Origin of the sequence: Sulfitobacter aestuarii, assembly GCF_042685005.1 — a bacterium.
Lineage (GTDB): Bacteria > Pseudomonadota > Alphaproteobacteria > Rhodobacterales > Rhodobacteraceae > Sulfitobacter > Sulfitobacter aestuarii.
This window is the reverse complement of sequence record NZ_JBHUMP010000004.1, coordinates 17,377-38,618: the sequence shown is the minus strand read 5'-3', so window position 1 is coordinate 38,618 and position 21,242 is coordinate 17,377. Positions and strand designations below refer to the sequence as shown.

General features: G+C 63.0%; 19 protein-coding genes. 11 read left to right on the top strand and 8 right to left on the bottom strand.

Features of this window, described 5'->3' with window-relative positions:
• The first annotated feature begins 9 nt into the window (after positions 1 to 9).
• A complete protein-coding gene (locus tag ACFSUD_RS06670; protein WP_386372693.1) occupies positions 10 to 780 on the top strand; it encodes a helix-turn-helix transcriptional regulator in 771 nt (256 codons plus the stop codon).
• Positions 781 to 924: 144 nt separating this feature from the next.
• On the opposite strand, the gene ACFSUD_RS06665 is transcribed toward ACFSUD_RS06670, so the two are convergent.
• Positions 925 to 1,674 (bottom strand): invasion associated locus B family protein, encoded by a 750-nt coding sequence (locus ACFSUD_RS06665; protein WP_386372691.1) that lies wholly within the window; start codon positions 1,672 to 1,674, stop codon positions 925 to 927.
• 454 nt (positions 1,675 to 2,128) lie between these two features.
• Between ACFSUD_RS06665 and ACFSUD_RS06660 the strand changes: the two genes are divergently transcribed.
• Entirely contained in the window at positions 2,129 to 3,670 is a 1,542-nt protein-coding gene (locus ACFSUD_RS06660; RefSeq protein ID WP_386372689.1) for a helicase HerA-like domain-containing protein, read from the top strand.
• Positions 3,671 to 3,729: 59 nt separating this feature from the next.
• Here ACFSUD_RS06660 and ACFSUD_RS06655 read toward each other — a convergent pair whose 3' ends face one another.
• The 5 genes from ACFSUD_RS06655 to ACFSUD_RS06635 form a co-directional block, all read right to left on the bottom strand.
• Entirely contained in the window at positions 3,730 to 5,034 is a 1,305-nt protein-coding gene (locus ACFSUD_RS06655) for an ABC transporter permease subunit (RefSeq protein ID WP_386372687.1), read from the bottom strand.
• Complete coding sequence (locus ACFSUD_RS06650; protein WP_386372685.1) at positions 5,031 to 6,041, bottom strand: branched-chain amino acid ABC transporter permease; 1,011 nt, start codon at positions 6,039 to 6,041, stop codon at positions 5,031 to 5,033. Before ACFSUD_RS06650 ends, ACFSUD_RS06655 begins: the two co-directional genes overlap by 4 nt.
• Before the next feature lie 3 nt (positions 6,042 to 6,044).
• On the bottom strand, positions 6,045 to 6,869 hold the full coding sequence (locus ACFSUD_RS06645; protein ID WP_386372683.1) for an ABC transporter ATP-binding protein: 825 nt from the start codon (positions 6,867 to 6,869) through the stop codon (positions 6,045 to 6,047).
• A gap of 108 nt (positions 6,870 to 6,977) precedes the next feature.
• Positions 6,978 to 7,760, bottom strand: a complete 783-nt coding sequence (locus ACFSUD_RS06640) for an ABC transporter ATP-binding protein (RefSeq protein ID WP_386372681.1) — start codon at positions 7,758 to 7,760, stop codon at positions 6,978 to 6,980.
• Positions 7,761 to 7,883: 123 nt separating this feature from the next.
• Positions 7,884 to 9,077 carry an ABC transporter substrate-binding protein gene (locus ACFSUD_RS06635; RefSeq protein ID WP_386372679.1) on the bottom strand — a complete coding sequence of 398 codons (1,194 nt, stop codon included), beginning with the start codon at positions 9,075 to 9,077 and terminating at the stop codon, positions 7,884 to 7,886.
• Between the two features lie 180 nt (positions 9,078 to 9,257).
• On the opposite strand from ACFSUD_RS06635, the gene ACFSUD_RS06630 reads away from it, so the two are divergent.
• Positions 9,258 to 10,361, top strand: coding sequence for a PQQ-dependent sugar dehydrogenase (locus ACFSUD_RS06630; RefSeq protein ID WP_386372677.1), 1,104 nt, complete (start codon positions 9,258 to 9,260; stop codon positions 10,359 to 10,361).
• 6 nt (positions 10,362 to 10,367) lie between these two features.
• On the opposite strand, the gene ACFSUD_RS06625 is transcribed toward ACFSUD_RS06630, so the two are convergent.
• Positions 10,368 to 11,372: a GlxA family transcriptional regulator gene (locus ACFSUD_RS06625; protein ID WP_386372675.1), complete on the bottom strand. Its 1,005-nt coding sequence runs from the start codon at positions 11,370 to 11,372 to the stop codon at positions 10,368 to 10,370.
• Positions 11,373 to 11,562: 190 nt separating this feature from the next.
• Here ACFSUD_RS06625 and ACFSUD_RS06620 point away from each other — a divergent pair, with 190 nt between their 5' ends.
• Entirely contained in the window at positions 11,563 to 12,930 is a 1,368-nt protein-coding gene (locus ACFSUD_RS06620) for a class II 3-deoxy-7-phosphoheptulonate synthase (RefSeq protein WP_386372673.1), read from the top strand.
• Positions 12,931 to 13,033: 103 nt separating this feature from the next.
• On the opposite strand, the gene ACFSUD_RS06615 is transcribed toward ACFSUD_RS06620, so the two are convergent.
• On the bottom strand, positions 13,034 to 13,693 hold the full coding sequence (locus ACFSUD_RS06615; RefSeq protein ID WP_386372671.1) for a PAS domain-containing protein: 660 nt from the start codon (positions 13,691 to 13,693) through the stop codon (positions 13,034 to 13,036).
• Positions 13,694 to 13,985: 292 nt separating this feature from the next.
• Here ACFSUD_RS06615 and ACFSUD_RS06610 point away from each other — a divergent pair, with 292 nt between their 5' ends.
• The 7 genes from ACFSUD_RS06610 (at position 13,986) to pstA (ending at position 21,234) form a co-directional block, all read left to right on the top strand.
• Positions 13,986 to 14,876: a YicC/YloC family endoribonuclease gene (locus ACFSUD_RS06610; protein WP_386372669.1), complete on the top strand. Its 891-nt coding sequence runs from the start codon at positions 13,986 to 13,988 to the stop codon at positions 14,874 to 14,876.
• Positions 14,877 to 14,882: 6 nt separating this feature from the next.
• Positions 14,883 to 15,527: a guanylate kinase gene (gene gmk / locus ACFSUD_RS06605; protein ID WP_386372667.1), complete on the top strand. Its 645-nt coding sequence runs from the start codon at positions 14,883 to 14,885 to the stop codon at positions 15,525 to 15,527.
• Positions 15,524 to 16,045 carry a gamma carbonic anhydrase family protein gene (locus ACFSUD_RS06600; RefSeq protein WP_386372665.1) on the top strand — a complete coding sequence of 174 codons (522 nt, stop codon included), beginning with the start codon at positions 15,524 to 15,526 and terminating at the stop codon, positions 16,043 to 16,045. Before gmk ends, ACFSUD_RS06600 begins: the two co-directional genes overlap by 4 nt.
• A gap of 3 nt (positions 16,046 to 16,048) precedes the next feature.
• On the top strand, positions 16,049 to 17,098 hold the full coding sequence (locus ACFSUD_RS06595; RefSeq protein ID WP_386372663.1) for a sensor histidine kinase: 1,050 nt from the start codon (positions 16,049 to 16,051) through the stop codon (positions 17,096 to 17,098).
• A gap of 141 nt (positions 17,099 to 17,239) precedes the next feature.
• Complete coding sequence (locus ACFSUD_RS06590) at positions 17,240 to 18,295, top strand: substrate-binding domain-containing protein (protein WP_386372661.1); 1,056 nt, start codon at positions 17,240 to 17,242, stop codon at positions 18,293 to 18,295.
• 87 nt (positions 18,296 to 18,382) lie between these two features.
• Entirely contained in the window at positions 18,383 to 19,882 is a 1,500-nt protein-coding gene (gene pstC / locus ACFSUD_RS06585) for a phosphate ABC transporter permease subunit PstC (protein WP_386372659.1), read from the top strand.
• The gene (gene pstA, locus ACFSUD_RS06580) at positions 19,879 to 21,234 is read left to right on the top strand and encodes a phosphate ABC transporter permease PstA (RefSeq protein WP_386372657.1); all 1,356 of its coding nucleotides are present in this window, start codon (positions 19,879 to 19,881) and stop codon (positions 21,232 to 21,234) included. Before pstC ends, pstA begins: the two co-directional genes overlap by 4 nt.
• Positions 21,235 to 21,242: the final 8 nt, after the last annotated feature.

The following is a 21,242-nucleotide window of genomic DNA, read 5'->3' as shown; positions in this document are numbered from 1 at the left end:
GATCGGGCGATGAATATCGAACGGCAGGCTCCGGCGCTTCGCGATGCGATTATCGATGTGCTGGCGGCAAGGGATATCAATGCGGTCTGGCGCAGCTTTTCTACGGCATTGGTGGCTTTCGGTTTCGACAAGATCCTCTATTGCGGCATCCGGATGCCGGGCGGGTGCCTTGTCGAGGACATCAACGATGCCCTGTTGCTGCACCTGGGACCGCAGGAATATCTTGATCAATATCTTGGCAGCGAGCTCTATCGCGGTTCACCCGCCTATGCCTGGGCGTCGCAGAATTCCGGCTTTGCCAGCTGGCCCGATGCCATCGCGGCGCTCGGGCCGATCGATACCCTGACCCACAAGCGGATCCTCAAGCTCAATGCCGATTTCGGTATTTGTTCAGGCTATGTCGGTTCGCTCAAGGGGCTGGTGCCCGGCATGCGGGGCATCATCGGCATGAGCCCGGCGCGCGGGCTACACCAGCCCGAAGCAGACAGGCTCTGGGCACGGCATGGCAAGGATATCGAGATCCTCTGCCAGTTATTGCATCTGCGCGTCGCCTCGCTGCCTCAGACCGATCCGCGCCGCCCCCTCACCAGCCGCCAGCGCGAGGCGCTGCAATGGTGCAGCCAGGGCAAGACCATGCAGGATATCGCGACGATCATGGGGGTGCGTTCCGTGACGATCGAGAAACATCTGCGCATGGCGCGCGAGGCCTTGAACGCGCAGACCACGGCCCATGCGGTGCAGAAGGCCATGGCGCTGAACTTGCTCAACAACGGCGATTGAAGGTTGCGACAGGGGCGGTGAATTGGGGCTCTGCCCCAAACCCCGGAGTATTGCGCGCATAAAGAAGATCGCACCGCCGGATGGTGCGAAAAAGCCCGCCGGGCGCGACCGGCGGGCTTTGCTACAAGCGGTAGTGCAACGCAGTTACTGCTGGATTACCGAGACCTTGTCATAGCTGGCGGTGAAACCGTCGAGCGACAGGCCGAGTTCGACCTTCTGATCCGGCGCCAGTGCCGGTACGATGGTGATCATGGCCTTCTTGCCGCGTTTGAAGACGGCGACGTCTTCCTTGGTCAGGCCGAGCCGCACGTAGCAGCCGACCGGATTGCAGAAGGCATAGGGGTAACGGCGCGCCTTGCCGCCGTCGACGGAGACGGTGAGCTGCTGGGGCAGGGCGGTCTCGAGCGGCACGACGATGGTCGCCCCCGCCTCTGCCTTGCCCGAACCGGGGAGGCGGAAGAGCGAGAATTCGGCGACCGGATTGCCTTCGCCGTCATCGAGCAGCTGGTACATCTGGCACGGGTCGACCTCTTCCTCGGTCTTGATGCAGCGCATTTCCCAGGCGCCGATCTCTTCCTTGGTATAGGGTTTGCCGAGCTGCGGGTCCTTGTCGGCGTCCTCCCCGAGGCTCAGCTGGTTTTCGACTTCGTCAGCCGAGGCGCCGGTGTTGCCGGTCGTGCTGCTATCCTCGGTCGTGCTGCTATCCTCGGTCGTGCTGCTATCCTCGGTGGTGCTGCTATCCTCGGTCGTGCCGTTGTCCTCGGTCGTGCTCACCTCGGCATCGGACGGGCTGGCTTCTTCGCTGCTGGATGTGTCGGTCTGCGCGTAGGCCCCGGCCGGTGCCATCAGGGCCAGAGCGGCACAGAGCGGCAGGGACGTCAAAAACTTGCTCATGATAAATCCACGTTTGTTGCGTTATCGCCCCCTAACATGCGGGCCCACCGATGTCAGTGGGGATCGCGGCGATTTACTTGAATCAAAGGCAAAAACCCGCCGTTGCCCGGCAATATGTGAATGATTTCGGATGCTATCCGGGGCAAACGAAAAAGAGGGCACCCACGGCGCCCTCTTTTTGCATCTCTCTCCCCGTCGGACTGGGCCGACTTATTGCGGTCACGTTAGAAGAGCGCCAACAAGCGGTCAACAGGGAAAATGCGACCTTTTGCCCTCTTTTGACGCCCCGAAGAAAAAGGACCGCGCCGAGGCGGCGCGGCCAGTCTGACAGGGAGGATATGCCCGGCCTCCAAGGACATGTGGGGCAGAACGAATAGACTATGCCCTGCAGAGGTTAAATTAGTATGCTCGGGGATACGCGCGGCGGGCCGTTGACTTTGCAGGGAGAAATCGAGTGGACAAGGGAATTTTCATCGGCGGCGGTGGCGAGGGCCATGCCATTCCGCAATCTCTCGATCTCGGTTATGCAAACCGGCACGGGCTCGTCGCCGGGGCCACCGGCACGGGCAAGAGCGTAACACTGCAGATTCTCGCCGAAGGCTTCTCCGCCGCCGGGGTGCCGGTGTTCCTCTCCGATGTCAAAGGAGATCTCTCCGGCCTCGCGCTCAGCGGCAGCGCCGGGCACAAGCTGCACGGGGCTTTCGCTGAACGGGCCGCAAAGATCGGCTTCGAGGATTATTCCTACCAAGCCTTTCCGGTCACTTTCTGGGACCTTTACGGCGAACATGGCCATCCGATGCGGGCCACCGTTTCGGAGATGGGACCTCTGTTGCTGGCGCAGCTTCTCGGGCTCAGCGAGGCCCAGGAAGGCATTCTCAACATCGCCTTCCGGGTGGCGGATGAAGACGGCCTGCCTTTGCTTGACTTGAAAGATCTGCAGGCGCTCCTGGTCTGGGTCGGGGAAAATGCCCGCGATCTCGGTCTGCGCTATGGCAATATCTCTCCAGCCTCGGTCGGGGCGATTCAGCGCCGCCTGCTGGTGCTGGAAAACCAGGGCGCGGCGCAATTCTTCGGGGAACCGGCGCTGGCGCTCCGCGATCTGATGCGCAACGACAGCGAGGGGCGCGGCATGATCAATATCCTCGCCGCCGACAGGTTGATGGCGGCGCCCAAGCTCTATGCCACCTTCCTGCTCTGGCTGCTGAGCGAATTGTTCGAGGAATTGCCGGAGGTCGGTGATCCGGAGAAGCCGAAGCTGGTGTTCTTCTTCGACGAGGCGCATCTGCTGTTTGACGATGCACCCAAGGCGCTGCTCGACAAGGTCGAACAGGTCGCGCGCCTCATCCGCTCGAAAGGCGTCGGCGTCTATTTCATCACCCAGAACCCGGCCGATGTGCCCGAGGATATTCTCGGACAGCTCGGCAACCGCATCCAGCACGCGCTGCGCGCCTTTACCGGCAAGGACCGCCGGGAGCTGCGCCAGGCGGCGCAGACCTATCGCGAGAACCCGCGTTTCGATACCGAAGAGGCGATCCGCGAAGTCGGTGTCGGGGAGGCCGTCACCTCGTTGCTGCAGCGCAAGGGTGTGCCGGGGATGGTCGAACGCACGCTCATCCGCCCGCCATCCTCGCAGCTCGGCCCGATCAAGGAGAGCGAACGCGCGGTATTGATGGCCAATTCGCGGATGGCGGGAAAATATGACGCGAGGCTGGACCGGGACTCCGCCTTCGAAATGTTGCGCGCGCGTGCCGCCCAGGCGGCGGCCGACGCGGAACAGGCCGAGCGGCAGGCTCAAGCGGCCGAAGCGGAGGAACGGGAATTCAACAAGGCGCGGCGCTATTCCGGCAGGCGCGTGGAGCGTTCCTCCGCCGGGAGGGGCAAGGTGGAGGAAGGGATCGGCGGTGCCATCGCCGACGTGGTGATCAAGGAGCTCAAGGGCACCACCGGGCGGCGCATTGTCCGTGGCATTCTCGGCAGTCTTTTCAGGGGGCGATGAAAAAGGGCGCGATGCCTTTTTCGCACCGCGCCCTGTTCAGTTGATCCACATTCTTGGCATTATTTTTCCGGGATCAGGCCCCGGGGGCTGAACCGCAGCACCAGCAGCAACACGAGCCCCATGGTCAGCAGCCGCATATGCGCGGCACTTTCGATCAGATGGGCCTTCAGCGCTGAGCCTTCGGCCATGCCATAGGTGATAAGGTTCATCAGCCACAGGCCCATCGGCTCGACCTGCACCCACAGGAACCAGATCAGGAAGCCGCCGAGCACGGCGCCGAAATTATTGCCCGATCCGCCGACGATCACCATGACCCAGATCAGGAAAGTGAAGCGCAGCGGCTGATAGGTGCCCGGGGTCAGCTGCCCGTCCATCGTGGTCATCATCGCCCCGGCAATGCCGCAGATCGCGGAACCCAGAACAAAGACCTGCAGGTGCCGTGCGGTGACATCCTTGCCCATGGCTTCGGCGGCCACCTCATTGTCGCGGATCGCGCGCAGCATCCGCCCCCAGGGGCTGTTCAGCGCCCGCTGGCTCAGCCAGAGCAGCAACAGCAGCACCGCCGCAAAGAGCAGCACATAGAGAAACTTGACCCAGAGTGTCGAGCCTTCCACCGGATCGAAGCCGAACGCCGCGGCGCGTTCGACGAAGCCGGGGCTGTTCTGCAGGTCGATCTCGTAGGGCACGGGGCGCGGCACGCCGACGACGTTCTTCACTCCGCGGGTCAGCCAATCCTCGTTCTTCAGCACCGCGATGATGATCTCGGCAATCCCCAGCGTCGCAATCGCGAGGTAATCCGAGCGCAGCCCGAGCGCGGTCTTGCCGATCAGCCAGGCCGCGCCCGCCGCCAGCAGCCCGCCGACGGGCCAGGCCAGGATCACCGGCAGGCCGAGCCCGCCAAGATAGCCGGTGCGCGCCGGATCGATTGCCTCCACCGCCGAGACCGACGGGTCGAGCAGGGCACGGAAAAGGATGAACCCGAGCACCAGCAGCGCCAGCATCACCAGGTTGCGCCGCCAGCCCCGGGCCATCCGCTTCATCAGCAGCGATGCCACGAGGATCGTCCCGGCCCCGAGCAGCAATGCCGCCACGATCCCGAAACCGCCCGCCTGCCAGGCCCCGGGCGTCACCGGCATGCCGATCAGCACCGCGGCCAGGCCGCCGAGCGCAACGAACCCCATGATCCCGACGTTGAACAGACCGGCAAACCCCCATTGCAGGTTCACCCCGAGCGCCATGATCGAGGAGATCAGCCCCATCGCCACGATCAGGAGCGCCGAGTTCCAGGAGCTGGAAACACCGACATAAAGGATCATCGCCACGACCAGAACGAAGAGCAGCGTGTTTTTCATCGGAACGCTCATGCTGTCTGTCCTTTGAAAAGGCCCGTAGGCTTGAAGAGCAGCACGATCAGCAGAATGACGAAACTGACCGCGAATTTGTAATCGGTACTCATCAATTGCACCAGCGAGCTCGGCTCGATGCTCTCCGGCATCAGATAGCCCAGCACCTTTTTCCAGGCATAGGTAATGGTCACCTCGCTGAAGGCGATGACGAAGCCCCCGGCAATGGCGCCGATCGGATTGCCGAGACCGCCGACGATGGCCGCGGCAAAGATCGGCAGCAGCAACTGGAAATAGGTGAAGGGCTTGAAGGTCTTGTCGAGCCCGTAGAGCACCCCGGCCACGGTCGCCAGCGCCGCGACGATGAGCCAGGTGATCATCACCACACGCTCCGGATTGATGCCCGACAGCAGCGCCAGATCCTCGTTGTCCGAATAGGCCCGCATCGACTTGCCCGACCGGGTCCTGTTGAGGAACCAGAACAGCAGCGCCACGACGACAATCGCGGTGATCACCGTGATCCCTTGCGTGGTCTTGATCGCCAGCCCTTCGTCGAGCCCGGTCATCTTCTTGAAATCGCGCGCCGAGATGATGAAGCGTTCCCCGTCGAAGAAGTTGCGGTCATCGGTGCCGATGATGAACCGGGTGATGCCATTGTAGATGAAAGTCACCCCGAGCGAGACAATCACCAGGATCACCGGCTTGGCCTTCTGCTCACGGTAGAAGCGATAGACCAGCCGGTCGGTGCCTAGCGTCAGCGCCATCGCGAAGGCGATGCCGAAGGGCAGGGCCAGCAGTGCCGTCGGCAACACGCCGAAGCCGATACCCATCGACTGGAACAGCCAGGTCATCAGCACCGTCGCCATGGTGCCGAGTGCCATCGTGTCACCATGGGCGAAATTGGAGAACCGCAGGATGCCATAGACCAGCGTCACCCCCAGCGCACCGAGCGCCAGCTGGCTGCCATAGGCAATCCCGGGGATCAGAACGTAGTTCGAAACCGCCACCAGGGCGTTGAGAAATTCCATGGCTCAGCCCCCGAGGAAAGATTTACGCACATCCGGATCGGCCAGCAATTCCTTGCCGGTCCCGGTATAGGCATTGGCGCCCTGCACCAGAACATAACCCTTGTCGGCGATCTCCAGCGCCTGACGGGCATTCTGCTCGACCATCAGGATCGGGATCCCGGTGCGGGCGACCTCGATGATCCGGTCAAAAAGCTCATCCATCACGATCGGAGAGACCCCGGCCGTCGGTTCATCGAGCATCAGCACCTTCGGCTGGGTCATCAGCGCCCGGCCCACCGCCACCTGCTGACGCTGCCCGCCACTCAGTTCCCCGGCCGCCTGATGGCGCTTTTCCTTGAGGATCGGGAACAGGTCATAGACCTGCGCCATGGTATCGCGGAAATCGTCGCGCCGGATGAACGCGCCCATCTCGAGATTTTCCTCGACCGACATCGAGGTGAAGATATTGCTCGTCTGGGGCACGAAACCCATGCCGCGCGCTACCCGGTCCTGCGGGCTCAGCGCGGTGATATCCTCGCCATCGAGCCGCACATGGCCCTGGCGCAGATCGAGCATCCCGAACACCGCCTTCATTGCCGTCGACTTTCCCGCGCCGTTGGGCCCGACGATCACCGCGATTTCGCCCTGATCGACGGCAATGGTGCAATCATGCAGGATATCCGGCCCCTTGCCATATCCGCCGGTCATTGCCTCGCCGACGAGAAAGGCGCCGCCCGGCGCGGGATGCGCCTTGCCGCCCTGTTTCACCGGACGGGCGCTGCCCATGCCCTTGGGATTGGCGATCGAGCGGTCCTTGTTGCCCCGGTCGCCATAGGGATCACTGCCCATGCAGCCGCTCCTTCGCTTCTTTATGCCCGAAATACTCCGGGGTTTGGGGCAGAGCCCCAAGGATCCCGAAAACGCGTGCGGCCCCGCCGCGCCGCTCCTCGACTGAAATCACGCGCCCACCTGTGCCTTGTTCTTCAGCCCGGTGCCCAGATAGGCCTCGATCACCTGCTCGTTGGCCTTGATCTCGGCCAGCGTCCCCTCGGCGAGCACATGACCCTCGGCCATGCAGATCACCGGGTCGCAAAGCCGGCCGATAAAATCCATGTCATGCTCGATGACCACGAAGGTATAGCCGCGCTCCCTGTTGAGCCGGATGATCGCGTCGCCGATGGTGTTCAGCAACGTCCGGTTCACCCCGGCGCCGACCTCGTCGAGAAAAACGATCTTTGCATCGACCATCATCGTGCGGCCGAGTTCCAGCAATTTCTTCTGACCGCCGGAAATCTGCCCGGCCTTCTGCTCGGCCAGATGTTCGATGGTGAGGAACTCCAGCACCTCGTCGGCCTTGGCCCGCAGCGCGCGTTCCTGATCGGCAATGCGCTTGCGCCCGAACCAGGTGTTCCACAGCGTCTCGCCCGATTGTCCGCCCGGCACCATCATCAGGTTCTCGCGGCAGGACATCGATGAAAATTCATGGGCGATCTGGAAGGTGCGCAGCAGTCCCTTGTGGAACAGCTCATGCGGCGGCAGGCCGGTGATGTCCTCGCCATCCATGGTGACCCGGCCCGAAGTCGGTTTAAGAACCCCGGCGATCACGTTGAAAAGCGTCGTCTTTCCGGCGCCGTTCGGACCGATCAGCCCGGTGATCGAACCCTTGGCAATCGACAGGCTTGCGCCGTCAACGGCGTGGAACCCACCGAAGTGTTTATGTACATCGTCAACGACGATCATATTCTCATCCCTGTAACCCCGTCAGCTGCGGGGACTTTTCTTATTTGCCTGCAGTCAATGCAGGAGCAGCCCGGCTTGACCGGGCTGCTCCTTCCTATCGCGCCAGAAACAGGTCAGCAAACCTTACTTGAAGCCGAGTGTCGCGATTTCGCCGTCCTGAACCTCGATGATCCGGTAGGTACCGGCGGATTCACCGGGGCCGATCAGCTCCACCGAGGAAGCGCCGACATAATCGATATCGGTGCCTTCCTTGAGGAGATCGAGCGCCTTGGCCAGCTCGCCGGGATAGATCTTCTCGCCGGGCGCATTGGCTACTTCGGTGATCTTCCCGACATATTCCGCCGGATCGCTGGAACCGGCCGCCTGCATGGCCAGCAGGAACAGCGCCGCCGCGTCATAGGATTCAGGCGCATAGGAAGACGTGCCGTCAAAGCCCACTTCCTCGGCCATCTTCTTGAACGCCTCGATGCCCGGTCCTTCGGAACCGGCGATCTGGCCAAAGGAACCGTCGAGATCGGGACCGATGTTCTTGGGAAGCGCATCACCGACCATGCCATTGGGCAGGCCGAAAGTATCAAAGGCACCGGAATCCAGCGCCGCCTTGATGATCCCGGCACCGCCCTGATCGAGATAGCCCGCAACCACCAGGATATCACCGCCGGCCGAGGCAAGCGCACCGACTTCTGCCGAGTAATCCGCCTTGCCGTCTTCATGCGCTGCCACGATGGTGACTTCGCCGCCGACCTTCTCGAAGCTCGAGGAGATGGCGTCGGACAGGCCCTTGCCGAAATCGTTGTTGGTATAGGTCAGGGCGATGGATTCGATGCCGCGTTCCTTGAGGATCTCGGCCATGACTTCGCCTTCACGGGCATCCGAGGGCGACGTGCGGAAGAACAGCCCGTTGTCCTCCATCGTGCTCAGCCCCGGCGAGGTCGCGGAGGGGGAGATCAGCACCATGCCGTTGGGCACCGCGACGTTCTGCAGGATCGCGCCGGTCACGCCCGAGCAATCGCCCCCGACGATGCCGTTCACGCCTTCCGAGATCAGGCGCTCGGCGCCCGAGACCGCGAGACCGTTGTCGATGCAGCCAGTATCGGCGCGCGTGGCCGTGACCTTGGCGCCATCGAGCAGCTTGCCGCTTTCGCTGACTTCGTTAATCGCCATTTCGGCGCCGTTGGCCATGTTGCCGGCCAGAGATTCAATCGGTCCGGTGAACCCGAAGCTGATGCCGATCTTGACGTCCCCGGCATGGCTCTCGGCCCAGGCATTGGTCGCGAGAAGTGCCGCGGCCGTCGTGGCCATGAGCATCTTTTTCATGTGTAACTCCCTCATTGGAACATAATGTTCGTCAAGGAAGCTAGGCGGGGTTCCGCCAAAAGAAAAGCATGATTTTCTGCTTGTTGCGCAGCAAAGCTCACGGTTTCGCGAAGCGAGGTCGAAATGCCACGCCGCGACACTATTGTTGGTGCAATCCTGTTTCACAACCGGAGCCAGCTCATGCGTTTCTTGCGAGAATTTACCGCGATAGTCCTGTTTCTTGGTATTTATACCCATACGGCGGGAACGCCAGCCGCGCAGCCGACGCCGCCCATTGAACCGGTGATCACGGGGCTCAACATGCCCTGGGCGGTCGCACCTCTGCCGCAGGGCGGGGCGCTCGTCACGGAGAAAGCCGGTCGGCTGCTGCATGTAAAGGGCGATCAGCGGATAGCAGTGCAGGGTCTGCCGAAAGTGGCCAGTGCCGGGCAGGGGGGCTTGTTGGACGTCACCTTGGCCCGCGATTTCGCGGAGACCCGCGATCTGTTTCTTACCTATGCCAAGACCCAGCACGACGGAGGCAGCGGCACGACATTGGCGGTGGCGCGGTTATCGCGCGATGGCAGCAGGCTGGAGGATCTGCGTGAGATATTCGAGATGAAGCCAGGCAATTCCGGCGGACAGCATTTCGGCTCCCGTGTGGTCGAGGCGCGCGATGGCAGGCTTTTCGTCACCCTCGGCGAACGCGGCGACCGCCCCGCCGCGCAGGATCTCTCCCGCCACAACGGCAGCATCATCCGCGTCAATCGCGACGGCAGCATCCCGCGAGATAACCCGTTTATCGACATGCCCGGGGCCCTGCCGGAGATCTGGTCCTATGGTCACCGGAACCCGCAGGGCGCAGGGCTCGACCGGGCGGGCGATCTCTGGGTCTCAGAACATGGCGCGCGCGGCGGTGACGAGGTCAACAGGATCCGCCGCGGCGCCAATTATGGCTGGCCGGTGATCTCCTACGGACGGCATTACTCGGGCAAGAAGATCGGCGAAGGCACAAGCAAGCCCGGCATGGAACAGCCGAAACATTACTGGGACCCGTCGATCGCGCCTTCGGGGCTGCTGGTCTATGACGGTGCGCTGTTTCCCGACTGGCACGGCGACATCTTCGTCGGCGCGCTCAAGTTCGACTATATCTCGCGGCTGTCGGGCGACCCGTTGAAGGAGGTCGCGCAGATCAAATCGCCCGAGACCGAACGGGTGCGGGACATCGTGCAGGCGCCTGACGGGGCGATCTGGTTCATCTCGGAAACCCATGGAACGGTCTACCGGATCGTACCGGCGTCCTGATCGGGGTCAGATCGACAGCCGCGCCGCATGGCTGCCGCGCTCGCGATACGGCGTGGTGTCATAATGCGCGCGGTAGCATTTGGAGAAATGCGACGGTGAGGCGAAGCCACAGGCCAGCGCGACGTTGATCACGCTCATGTCGGTCTGCATCAGCAGGTTGCGGGCCTTTTGCAATCGCAGCTCCATGTAGTAGCGCTTGGGCGAGCGGTTGAGATAGCGCCGGAACAGCCGTTCGAGCTGACGGGTCGACATGCCGACATCCTTGGCAAGGATCGACGGGCTGATCGGCTCTTCGATATTGCCTTCCATCATCTGGATGACCTGGCTCAACTTCGGATGCCGCACGCCGATGCGCGTCGGCACAGACAGGCGTTGGGTGTCCTGGTCGGTGCGGATCGACGAATAGATCAGCTGGTCGGCCACCGCATTGGCAAGATCCTCGCCCTCGTGATCGGCGATGAGCTTCAGCATCAGGTCAATCGAGGACGTGCCCCCGGCGGTCGTCATGCGCTGACCATCGACCACAAAAACCGATTTGGTCAGGTCAACATCCGGAAATTCCTCGGAGAAACTGTCCTGGTTCTCCCAATGAACCGTGGCCTTCTTGCCTTCGAGCAAACCAGCGCGTGCCAGGGTGAAGGCGGCGGTGCAGAGCCCGCCGAGCACCATGCCCTTGCGCGCCTCGCGGCGCAGCCAGGAGAGCACCTTCTTGGTCGTGGCGTTATGCACATCGATGCCGCCGCAAATCAGCAGCGTATCGTCGCGCGACAGATCCTCAAGATCGCCGTCGAGCCGGAACTCGGCGCCCGCCGAACTGGTGATCGTGTCGCCGCCCTCGCCGACGACCCGCCAGCAATAGGCTTCGCGTCCCGCCATGCGGTTAGCGATGCGCAGACATTCCACCGCCGAAGCAAAGCTCAGCAACGTAAAATTTTCGAGTAAGACGAATACGTAACGACGTGGCTTGCCGGTTTCGGGCGGAATACGGGTAGCCGGGCGCGGTTCTGACATCGCGGCAACTTTCTATTGGTCGTTTCTGTGCCGGAAGCGACAGTTCCGACATATATTGCAATTGACCTTGCTCACGGCCTTTCTCTCAGGTCAAGAGGGCGCATTTCCGTTCTGGTCACTTGTCGCCTGCTTTTGTATAGGATGGGGCAGGATCGCGCCATGCGTGGCGCCCCCAATGCGGAGAGAGACGATGAGCGAATGGACCAAATCAAGCTGGCGCAGCAAACCGCGGATCCAGATGCCGGATTATCCGGATCAGGAAGCCCTGCACGCCGTTGAAGGCCAGCTCTCGCGCTATCCGGTTCTGGTGTTTGCCGGTGAGGCACGCCGACTGAAACAGCATCTCGGCGCCGCCAGCCGTGGCGAGGCGTTCTTGTTGCAGGGCGGGGATTGCGCCGAGAGCTTCGAGCAATTCAGCTCCGACATGATCCGCGATACGTTCAAGGTCATGCTGCAGATGGCGATCGTGCTGACCCACGGCGCCAAGGTGCCGGTGATCAAGCTTGGTCGCATGGCCGGCCAGTTTGCCAAACCACGCTCCGCAGCCACCGAGACGGTGGATGGCGTCGAGTTGCCGAGCTATCGGGGTGACATCATCAACGAGCTCGAGTTCACCGAGGCCGCCCGGATTCCCGATCCGGCCAAGATGCTGCGTGCCTATACCCAGGCGGCCGCAACCCTGAACCTGATCCGCGCCTTCTCGACGGGCGGCTATGCCGATGTCCATGAGGTGCACCGCTGGACACTCGGGTTCACCGACGGCGAGAAGGCTGAGAAATACCGCGAGATCGCCAACCGGATCTCCGACACGCTGGATTTCATGGCCGCCGCCGGCGTGACCTCGGAAACCGCCCATACACTACAGTCGGTGGAATTCTATACCAGCCACGAGGCGTTGCTGCTGGAATATGAAGAGGCGCTGTGCCGTCAGGAAAGCCAGACCGGCAAATGGCTGGCAGGCTCCGGTCACATGATCTGGATCGGCGACCGCACCCGTCAGCCCGATGGCGCCCATGTCGAATTTGCCCGCGGCGTACAGAACCCGATCGGTCTCAAATGCGGCCCGTCGATGACCAGCGACGATCTCAAGCGCCTCATGGCGACGCTGAACCCCGACAACGAGGCCGGTCGCCTGACGCTGATCGCCCGCTTCGGCGCCGGGGCTGTGGGCGACCATCTGCCGCGTCTGATCAAGACCGTTGAGGAAGAGGGCGCGAACGTGGTCTGGACCTGTGACGCCATGCACGGCAACACGATCAAGGCCAGCAACGGTTACAAGACCCGGCCCTTCGACTCGGTGCTGCGTGAAGTACGCGAATTCTTCGCCGTTCATGCCGCCGAAGGCACGGTGCCCGGTGGTGTGCATTTCGAGATGACCGGCCAGGACGTGACCGAATGCACCGGCGGTCTGCGCGAAGTGAGCTTCGAGGATCTGTCGGACCGCTACCACACCGCCTGCGACCCGCGGCTCAATGCCAACCAGTCGCTGGAGCTTGCGTTCCTCGTGGCAGAGGAGCTTTCGGCACGGCGCGGCAATCAGGCCGCCAAGGCGGGCTGATCCTGGCCACCGTCGCTGCGTCGCAAGTGCAAGGTCAAGACGCCGCCCCGGGTTCAGGGGGCGGCGTCTCGCAATTTCGATCCGACATTCCGGCACCGACAGCTCATTCGTCGGATTTGACCAGCCGCAGATAGGGCGGACGGCTCGCGCGTTCGCGGCCCCGATACGGGGTCTGGGGCGGCGCGGCGAAGCCGGGCAGGGGCACCGGTGCAGGCGGGGGCGGCGTCGCGAGCGGCGCGGGCACGGGATAGCTGCGCGGCGTCGGTAGAATCGGGCGGATTGCATGATCGCGGATATCGAAACGCTGCGGCGGTTCCGACGGGATCTCGCGCGAGACCAGCCCGCCGATGATGCGACTCACATCGCCAAGATCACTTTCCAGCGGCAGCAGGACCATCCGCGCCTCCGGTGCCTGCACCTCTTCACGTGTCACGAGCTGCAGCTGGCAGATGGCCGGACGCTGGAAAACCTCCTCCAGCAGATCGCCGAGCATGCGCCGTGAACCGGCCCGGCAAAAGGCCGTCAGCGGCATGCCCCGCACCTCCATGCCCATCAGCTCGCCCAGATGGCTGCCCGCGATCCTGATCCGGGCGACGCCGGGGGCGATCCGCTCGACGATGAACGCATGTTCGAGCGCCGCCTCGATCCCGCGCGGGTCGATCTCCGAACGTCTGGGCATGAGCCGATCGCCGCGCAGGGCCTCCCAATAGGCTTCGATCTGGGCAAGCGCGGTGAAGCCGGTCTCTGGCTGAAACTGTGTCATGCTGATGACATTTTGCGAAATCCCGCCCGGCTTGTCCATCGATCCGCGTCCTCTGCTGTTTCGGCCGCTCCGCACCTTCGCCGATGCGGCTTGCCGCGACGGGAAAGACGCGGCAGGGGGTCGAATCTTCATGAATCTTACCCCGGGATTAATATCTCAGCTTTGAGACAATTGGCGGGCTATCGCGCTGACTGGTTAACTGGTTGACAGGCATCGCGCCCCGGCGGGGGTTGCCCCGAGGCGGGGTTTGCACGTAAGGCAGGGCCATCTTCCGGCAGAAGGGACATGCGCGATGATCAGGTCGATGACAGGCTATGCTTCCGGCAGCGGTGTCTGGGAACCGTTCAGCTGGAGCTGGGAATTGCGCGCGGTCAATGGCAAGGGTCTCGATCTGAGGCTGCGGGTGCCGGACTGGATCGAAGGGCTCGAAGCCGGACTGCGCAAGCAGATCGGCGCGACAGCGACGCGCGGCAACATCACCTGCAATCTGCGCCTCGCAAGGGAAGACGACAGCGCGGCGCTCGGCGTCAATATCGCCCAGCTCGACAATCTGCTCGCCGCGATGCACGAGATCGAGCGACGCGCCATGGACGCCGGTCTCTCGCTCGCGCCGTCCAAGGCAAGCGACATCCTCTTCCAGCGCGGGGTGCTCGAACAGGCCAGCCGGGAAGAGGACAACGCGGCGCTTGCGCGGGCATTGCTGTCCGATTTCGTACCGGTACTGACCGATTTCGATCACATGCGCGCCCGCGAAGGCGCCGCGCTGGAGCAGTTGCTGCTTGGCAGACTCGACGAGATCGAAGCTCTGGTCGCAGAGGCCGGGGAGGCGGCAGAGGAGCGGCGCGCGGAGATGAAGGCCAGCCTGCGCCGCAATCTGGCGCTCCTGCTCGACAATGCCGACGGGCTCGACGAGACCCGTCTGACGCAGGAACTTGCATTGATCGCGGTCAAGACGGATGTCACAGAGGAGATTGACCGTCTCGCGGCGCATGTCGCCGCCGCGCGTGAGCTGATCGCGCAGGGCGGCGCTGTCGGGCGCAAGCTCGACTTCCTCATGCAGGAATTCAACCGCGAGGCCAACACGCTCTGTGCCAAGGCGCAGAGCAGCGGGCTGACACGGATCGGACTGGCGCTGAAGGCGGTGATCGACCAGATGCGCGAACAGGTACAGAATGTGGAGTAAACCGGCATGAGTGATAATCGCCGTGGTCTTTTGATCATCCTCAGCTCGCCCTCCGGCGCGGGCAAATCGACCCTCGCGGCGCGGCTGCGCCAATGGGACCGGGATCTGGCTTTCTCGGTCTCCGCCACGACACGGCAGAAACGCGAAGGCGAGACGGACGGGGTCGATTACCATTTCATGAACGAAAAGACGTTCAAGGAGCAGGTCGCGCGCGACGAGATGCTCGAACATGCGCATGTCTTCGGCAATTTCTACGGCTCACCGCGCGGCCCCGTCGAGGCGGCGATTGAAGCCGGGCGCGATGTGCTGTTCGACATCGACTGGCAGGGCGCGCAGCAGATCACCAATTCCGCACTTGGCCAGCATACGTTGTCGATCTTCCTGTTGCCGCCCTCGATCCGAGAACTGCGCGCGCGGCTTGAGAAACGCAATCTCGACAGTACCGAGGTGATCGGACGGCGGATGGAGAAGAGCTGGGACGAGATCAGCCATTGGGGCGGCTATGATTATGTCCTGGTCAATGACAATCTCGACCAGACCGAGGCGCGGCTGAAGACCATCGTGGAGGCGACCCGCCTGCGCCGCATCCAGCAGCCTTGGCTCAACGAGCACGTGCGTAAACTTCAATCTGAATTCGAGGATATGGCATGACACTTTACGCCCTTGGAGACGCAAGACCGACGATCGATCCTGACGCCTGGGTGGCGCCGGATGCCAATATCATTGGCAAGGTGACGCTGGAAACAGGTGCCTCGGTCTGGTTCGGATCCACCCTGCGGGGCGATAACGAGCTGATCCTCGTCGGCGCGGGAAGCAACGTACAGGAGAATTGTGTCCTGCATACCGACATGGGCTATCCGCTCAGCATCGGGCGCAATTGCACCATCGGTCACAAGGTGATGCTGCATGGCTGCACGATCGGGGAGAATTCGCTGATCGGCATGGGTGCGACGGTGCTCAACGGCGCGAAAATTGGCCGGAACTGCCTGATCGGGGCCGGAGCGCTGATTACCGAGAACAAGGAAATTCCTGACGGTTCGCTGGTGATGGGCGCGCCGGGCAAGGTCGTGCGCACGCTCGACGCGGCGGCAATCGCGGCGCTGACCGCCAGTGCCGAGAATTATCAGCGTAACGCCCTGCGCTTTCGCAACGATCTCACCCCGCTCTGAGCGGTGAGCGAGGCGTTGCCGCTGGCCGATCTGCTTGACGCGCTGCCCCTGGCGGCGCTGGCGATCGACCGTAATGATCATATCGCGGCGCTGAACGCAGCTGCGACAACGTTGCTGGGGCAGGGCGCGACGGGGCGGCACTATATCAACGTGCTGCGCCAGCCCGCGCTTGTCGAAGCGGTGGAGCAATGTCGGCTCGACGGTGCGCCGCGCATGGCCTCCTACCTCAGCCAGCAGGGCGGCAGCGACGCGACCTACGAGGTCAGTCTGCGCGTCATAAAGGGCAGCGACCTTCTGCTGCTCAGCTTTCATGACGTGACCTCTCTCGAACAGGCCGGACAGATGCGCCGGGATTTCGTGGCCAATGTCAGCCATGAGCTACGCACGCCGCTGACTGCCCTGATGGGATTCATCGAGACCCTGCGCGGCCCGGCCCGGGATGACGCCGGGGCGCGGGAGCGGTTCCTCGGCATCATGGCGGGCGAGGCCGAGCGGATGAACCGGCTGGTCGGGGAGCTCTTGTCGCTGAGCCGGGTCGAGGTTGACGAGCGGGTCCGCCCGACCAGCAATATCGACCTGCGCGCGGTGTTGGGCGCGACTCTGCGCAATCTCGAGAGATTGGCCGGTGACAGCGATGTGACCCTGAAATGCGACTGCGGCAGCGAGGCGCTTCAGCTCTATGGCGATGCGGACCAGCTCCAGCAGGTCTTTAACAATCTGGTGGAAAACGCGATCAAATATGGCGGCAGCGGCAAGACGGTCGATCTCCTTGTCGAGACCAGCCTGCGCGATGCGGCGCTGCGCGGCCCGGCCGTGCGGGTCACGGTGATCGATCATGGACCCGGCATCGAAGCAAGGCACCTGCCGCGCCTGACCGAGCGGTTTTACCGCGCCGACAGCCATCGCAGCCGCGCCATGGGCGGCACCGGGCTTGGCCTTGCGATCGTGAAACATATTCTCAACCGGCATCGCGGGCGGCTCAAGATCGCGAGCACGCCGGGGCAGGGTGCGCGCTTCACGGTGATCCTGCCGCTGACTGCGCCGGAAAGCTGAATTTTCGCGCCGAAACGCAAAAAGTCGCATCTTGTCATAAAACTGTAACGTCGCTGTCACAAAAGCTCAGCACAGGCAGCCTAGACGGGCGGCGGACCACCATGGGGTGGTCCTGAATACCCGGATTTGACAGGAGACATCATGTCACTCGCAAAACTCACCACATCCGCGCTGGCGATCGCCGCCGTATCCGCCACCGCCGCTGCCGCGCGCGATCAGGTGCAGGTCGCAGGGTCCTCCACCGTGCTGCCCTATGCCTCCATCGTCGCCGAAGCCTTTGGCGAGAATTTCGACTTCCCGACACCGGTCGTGGAATCGGGCGGTTCCTCGGCGGGGTTGAAGCGGTTCTGCGAAGGGCTTGGCGAAAATACGATCGACGTGGCCAATGCCAGCCGTCGGATCAAGGAAAACGAGATCGCCGCCTGCGCCGCCAATGGCGTGAGTGACATCATCGAAGTGCGTATCGGTTATGACGGCATCGTCTTTGCCTCCGACATCAACGGCGAGAGCTTCGCCTTCGCCCCGAGCGACTGGTACACGGCCCTGTCCGACAAGATTGTCAAGGATGGCGAGGTGATCGCCAATCCCCATCAGAACTGGTCCGACGTGAACCCGGATTTCCCCGACCAGCCGATCCAGGCCTATATCCCCGGCACCAAGCACGGCACGCGCGAAGTCTTCGAGGAGAACGTGATCCTCGCGGGCTGCGAGGCGACCGGCGATTTCGAAAAATTCATGGAAACCGCAGAGGGTGCCGATGAGAAGGCCAGGAAGAAGGCCGCGGAAAAGGCTTGCATCACCCTGCGCGGTGACGGTAAATCGGTCGATATCGACGGCGATTACACCGAAACACTGGCACGGATCGAGAGCAACAAGGACGGGATCGGCGTCTTCGGTCTGGCGTTTTACGAGAACAACACTGACAAGCTGCAGGTCGCGACCATGGGCGGTGTCGAGCCCACGACCGAGACCATCGCCGCGGGCGATTACCCGGTGTCGCGGCCGCTGTTCTTCTACGTCAAGAAGGCCCATATCGGCGTGATCCCCGGTCTCAAGGAATTCGTCGAATTCTTCGTCGCCGATGAAGTTGCCGGTCCGGACGGACCGTTGGCCGAATATGGCCTCGTCTCCGACCCCGAACTGGCCGAAACCCAGAGCGTCGTGGCTGACGAGAAGGTGATGGACGGCGGTTCCTGAGCTTGAACCACGATGCCGGAGGGTGCCACGCGCCCTTCGGCTTTTCTTTGCGGGCCGGGGCGCGAGAGACCGGCAGACGGGGGTAGCGTGAGCGATTTCTTCAACAGCATCACCGGGGGCGGTCTGGCGATCCTGCTGCTGGCGCTGGCCGGGGCAGGTTATTTCCTGGCCCGGTCCCGCGCGCTCGCAACTGCCGGGGGCGACGCACGCAGACTTCATTCGCTGCCGCGCTATTACGGGACCAATGCCGCGATGACGACCCTGCTCCCGGCGCTGCTGGTGCTGGCGCTCTGGTCGTTGCTTCAGCCAATGCTGATCCAGTCCTCGGTGCTCGACACGATCCCGCCAAGCGCCGTGGGCGAGGGCGCATCGGTCAATCTGGTGATGAGCGACGTGCGCCGGATGGCGAGTGGGCTCGACCTCGCGGTGGCCGAAGACATGTTGAGCCGGCAGCAGGCCGAGGGGATCAGTGCCGACGCCCCGGAACTGCAACGCATCTTTGCCGATCTCGGCGTGGCACTCGGGGGCGAATTCAGCCCGCCGGTGCTGGCAGGAGCGCAGCTTTATAGGAGCCTCGATGCCACCGGCCATGTCTGGCGCATTCTCGTCGTGCTGGCACTGGCCCTGGCCGGACTGGTTCTGTCCCTGCGCGTCAGTACCGCGGATTTCCGCGCCCGCAACATGGTGGAACGGGGCATCAAGGCGCTGCTGATCCTCGCAGCCCTGCTGGCGATCCTCACCACCATCGGCATCGTCCTGTCGATGCTTTTCGAAACGCTGAATTTCTTCCGCCTGCACCCTTGGCAGGACTTCTTTCTCGGCAACAATTGGGCACCGAATTTCCGCGGCGATTCAGACCTGTCGATCATGCCGCTGCTCTGGGGCACGCTCTATATCTCGCTGATCGCGCTGCTGGTCGCCGTGCCCATCGGGCTGTTCGCGGCGATCTATCTGAGCGAATATGCCGACAACCGGATCCGAAGCATCGCCAAGCCGCTGCTGGAGATCCTCGCCGGTATTCCGACGATCGTTTACGGTCTTTTCGCGCTGCTGACCGTCGGGCCGTTTCTGGTCAAGGTGTTCGGACGTGGTGATCAGGGGCTGCTCGGCGTTGACTGGATGAGCGGCGCCACATCGGTCCTGACCGCCGGGCTGGTCATGGGGATCATGCTGATCCCTTTCGTTTCCTCGCTGTCCGATGACATCATCAACGCGGTCCCACAAAGCCTGCGCGACGGATCCTACGGCCTCGGCGCCACCCATTCCGAAACCATTCGTCAGGTAGTGCTGCCCGCGGCGCTGCCCGGCATTGTCGGCGCGGTGCTGTTGGCCGCTTCGCGCGCCATTGGCGAGACCATGATCGTGGTGCTCGGCGCCGGGGCGATAGCCCGGATCTCCGCCAATCCTTTCGAGGCCATGACCACGATCACCACCCGCATCGTCAGCCAGCTCACCGGCGATACCGATTTCGCCAGCCCCGAAACGCTGGTCGCCTTCGCGCTCGGGCTGACCCTCTTCGTGCTGACGCTAGGGCTCAACGTGCTGGCTCTGATCATCGTGCGCAAATACCGGGAGCAATACGAATGAGTGAGATCCCCAACCCGGCAGCGCCCATCGCCGACCCGCGTGGCGCCTCGCTGCTGGTGCAGGACGCGCGTACTGCAAAGCGCAACCGCGCCGAAGGCCGGTTCAAGCTTTACGGCATCCTCGCCATCTGTATTGGCCTGCTGATGCTGCTGGTGCTCTTGGGCACGATCCTGTCGCGCGGCACCGGTGCCTTCCAGCAAAGCTTCCTGACCCTGCCGGTCGAGCTCTCCGCTGCCAAGCTCGACAAGAAAGGCAACCGCGACATCGAGGATATCAAGAAGGTCTCGACCTTCGGCTATGCGCCGCTGATGAGCGCAGCGCTGGCAGCTAAGGTCGAGAAAGCGGGGATCGAAACCGGGCTGAAACCCAAGCAGATGGCCGATATCCTGTCCAAGGATGCTGCCGCGCAGCTGCGCGACTTCGTCTTGCAGAACACTGATCTCGTTGGACAAACCATTGAATTCGAGTTCCTGACCAACAGCCGCGTGGATGGTTACCTCAAGGGAAGGGTGACCCGGGACAGCATCGCCAACGACAAGAACATCAGCGCCGAACAGCTTGATCTCGTTGACGCGCTGATCGCCGACGGCGCACTGAACAAGCGTTTCAACCTTGACTTCATCACCGGCGCCGACGCGTCCGACGCACGGCCCGAAGCGGCGGGCATGGGAGTGGCCATGCTGGGCTCGCTGTTCATGATGCTGGTGGTGCTGGCTCTGGCGCTGCCCATCGGCGTCGCGGCCTCGATCTATCTGGAGGAATTCGCGCCGAAGAACTGGATCACCGACATCATCGAGGTCAACATCTCCAACCTCGCGGCGGTGCCTTCGATCGTCTTCGGCATCCTTGGTCTCGCGGTGTTCATCAACTACATGCACCTGCCGAGCTCGGCACCGCTGGTCGGCGGGCTGGTGCTCACCCTGATGACCCTGCCGACGATCATCATCTCGACCCGCGCCGCGCTCAAGGCGGTGCCGCCGTCAATCCGAGATGCGGCGCTGGGGGTAGGGGCCAGCAAGATGCAATCGGTGTTCCACCATGTTCTTCCGCTGGCCGCCCCCGGCATCCTAACCGGCACTATCATCGGGCTGGCACAGGCATTGGGCGAAACCGCGCCGCTGCTGCTGATCGGCATGGTCGGTTTCATCGCCTCGAACCCGCCCGACGGTATCGCCGAAGGGCTGATGGCGCCGAACTCGGCCATGCCCGCGCAGATCTACGAATGGGCCAAACGCGCCGACCCGGCCTTTTACGAACGCGCCTGGGGCGGTATCATCATCCTGCTGGTGTTCCTGATCACCATGAACGCCATCGCGGTGCTGCTGCGCCGCCGGTTCGAACGGCGCTGGTAAGCCGGTGA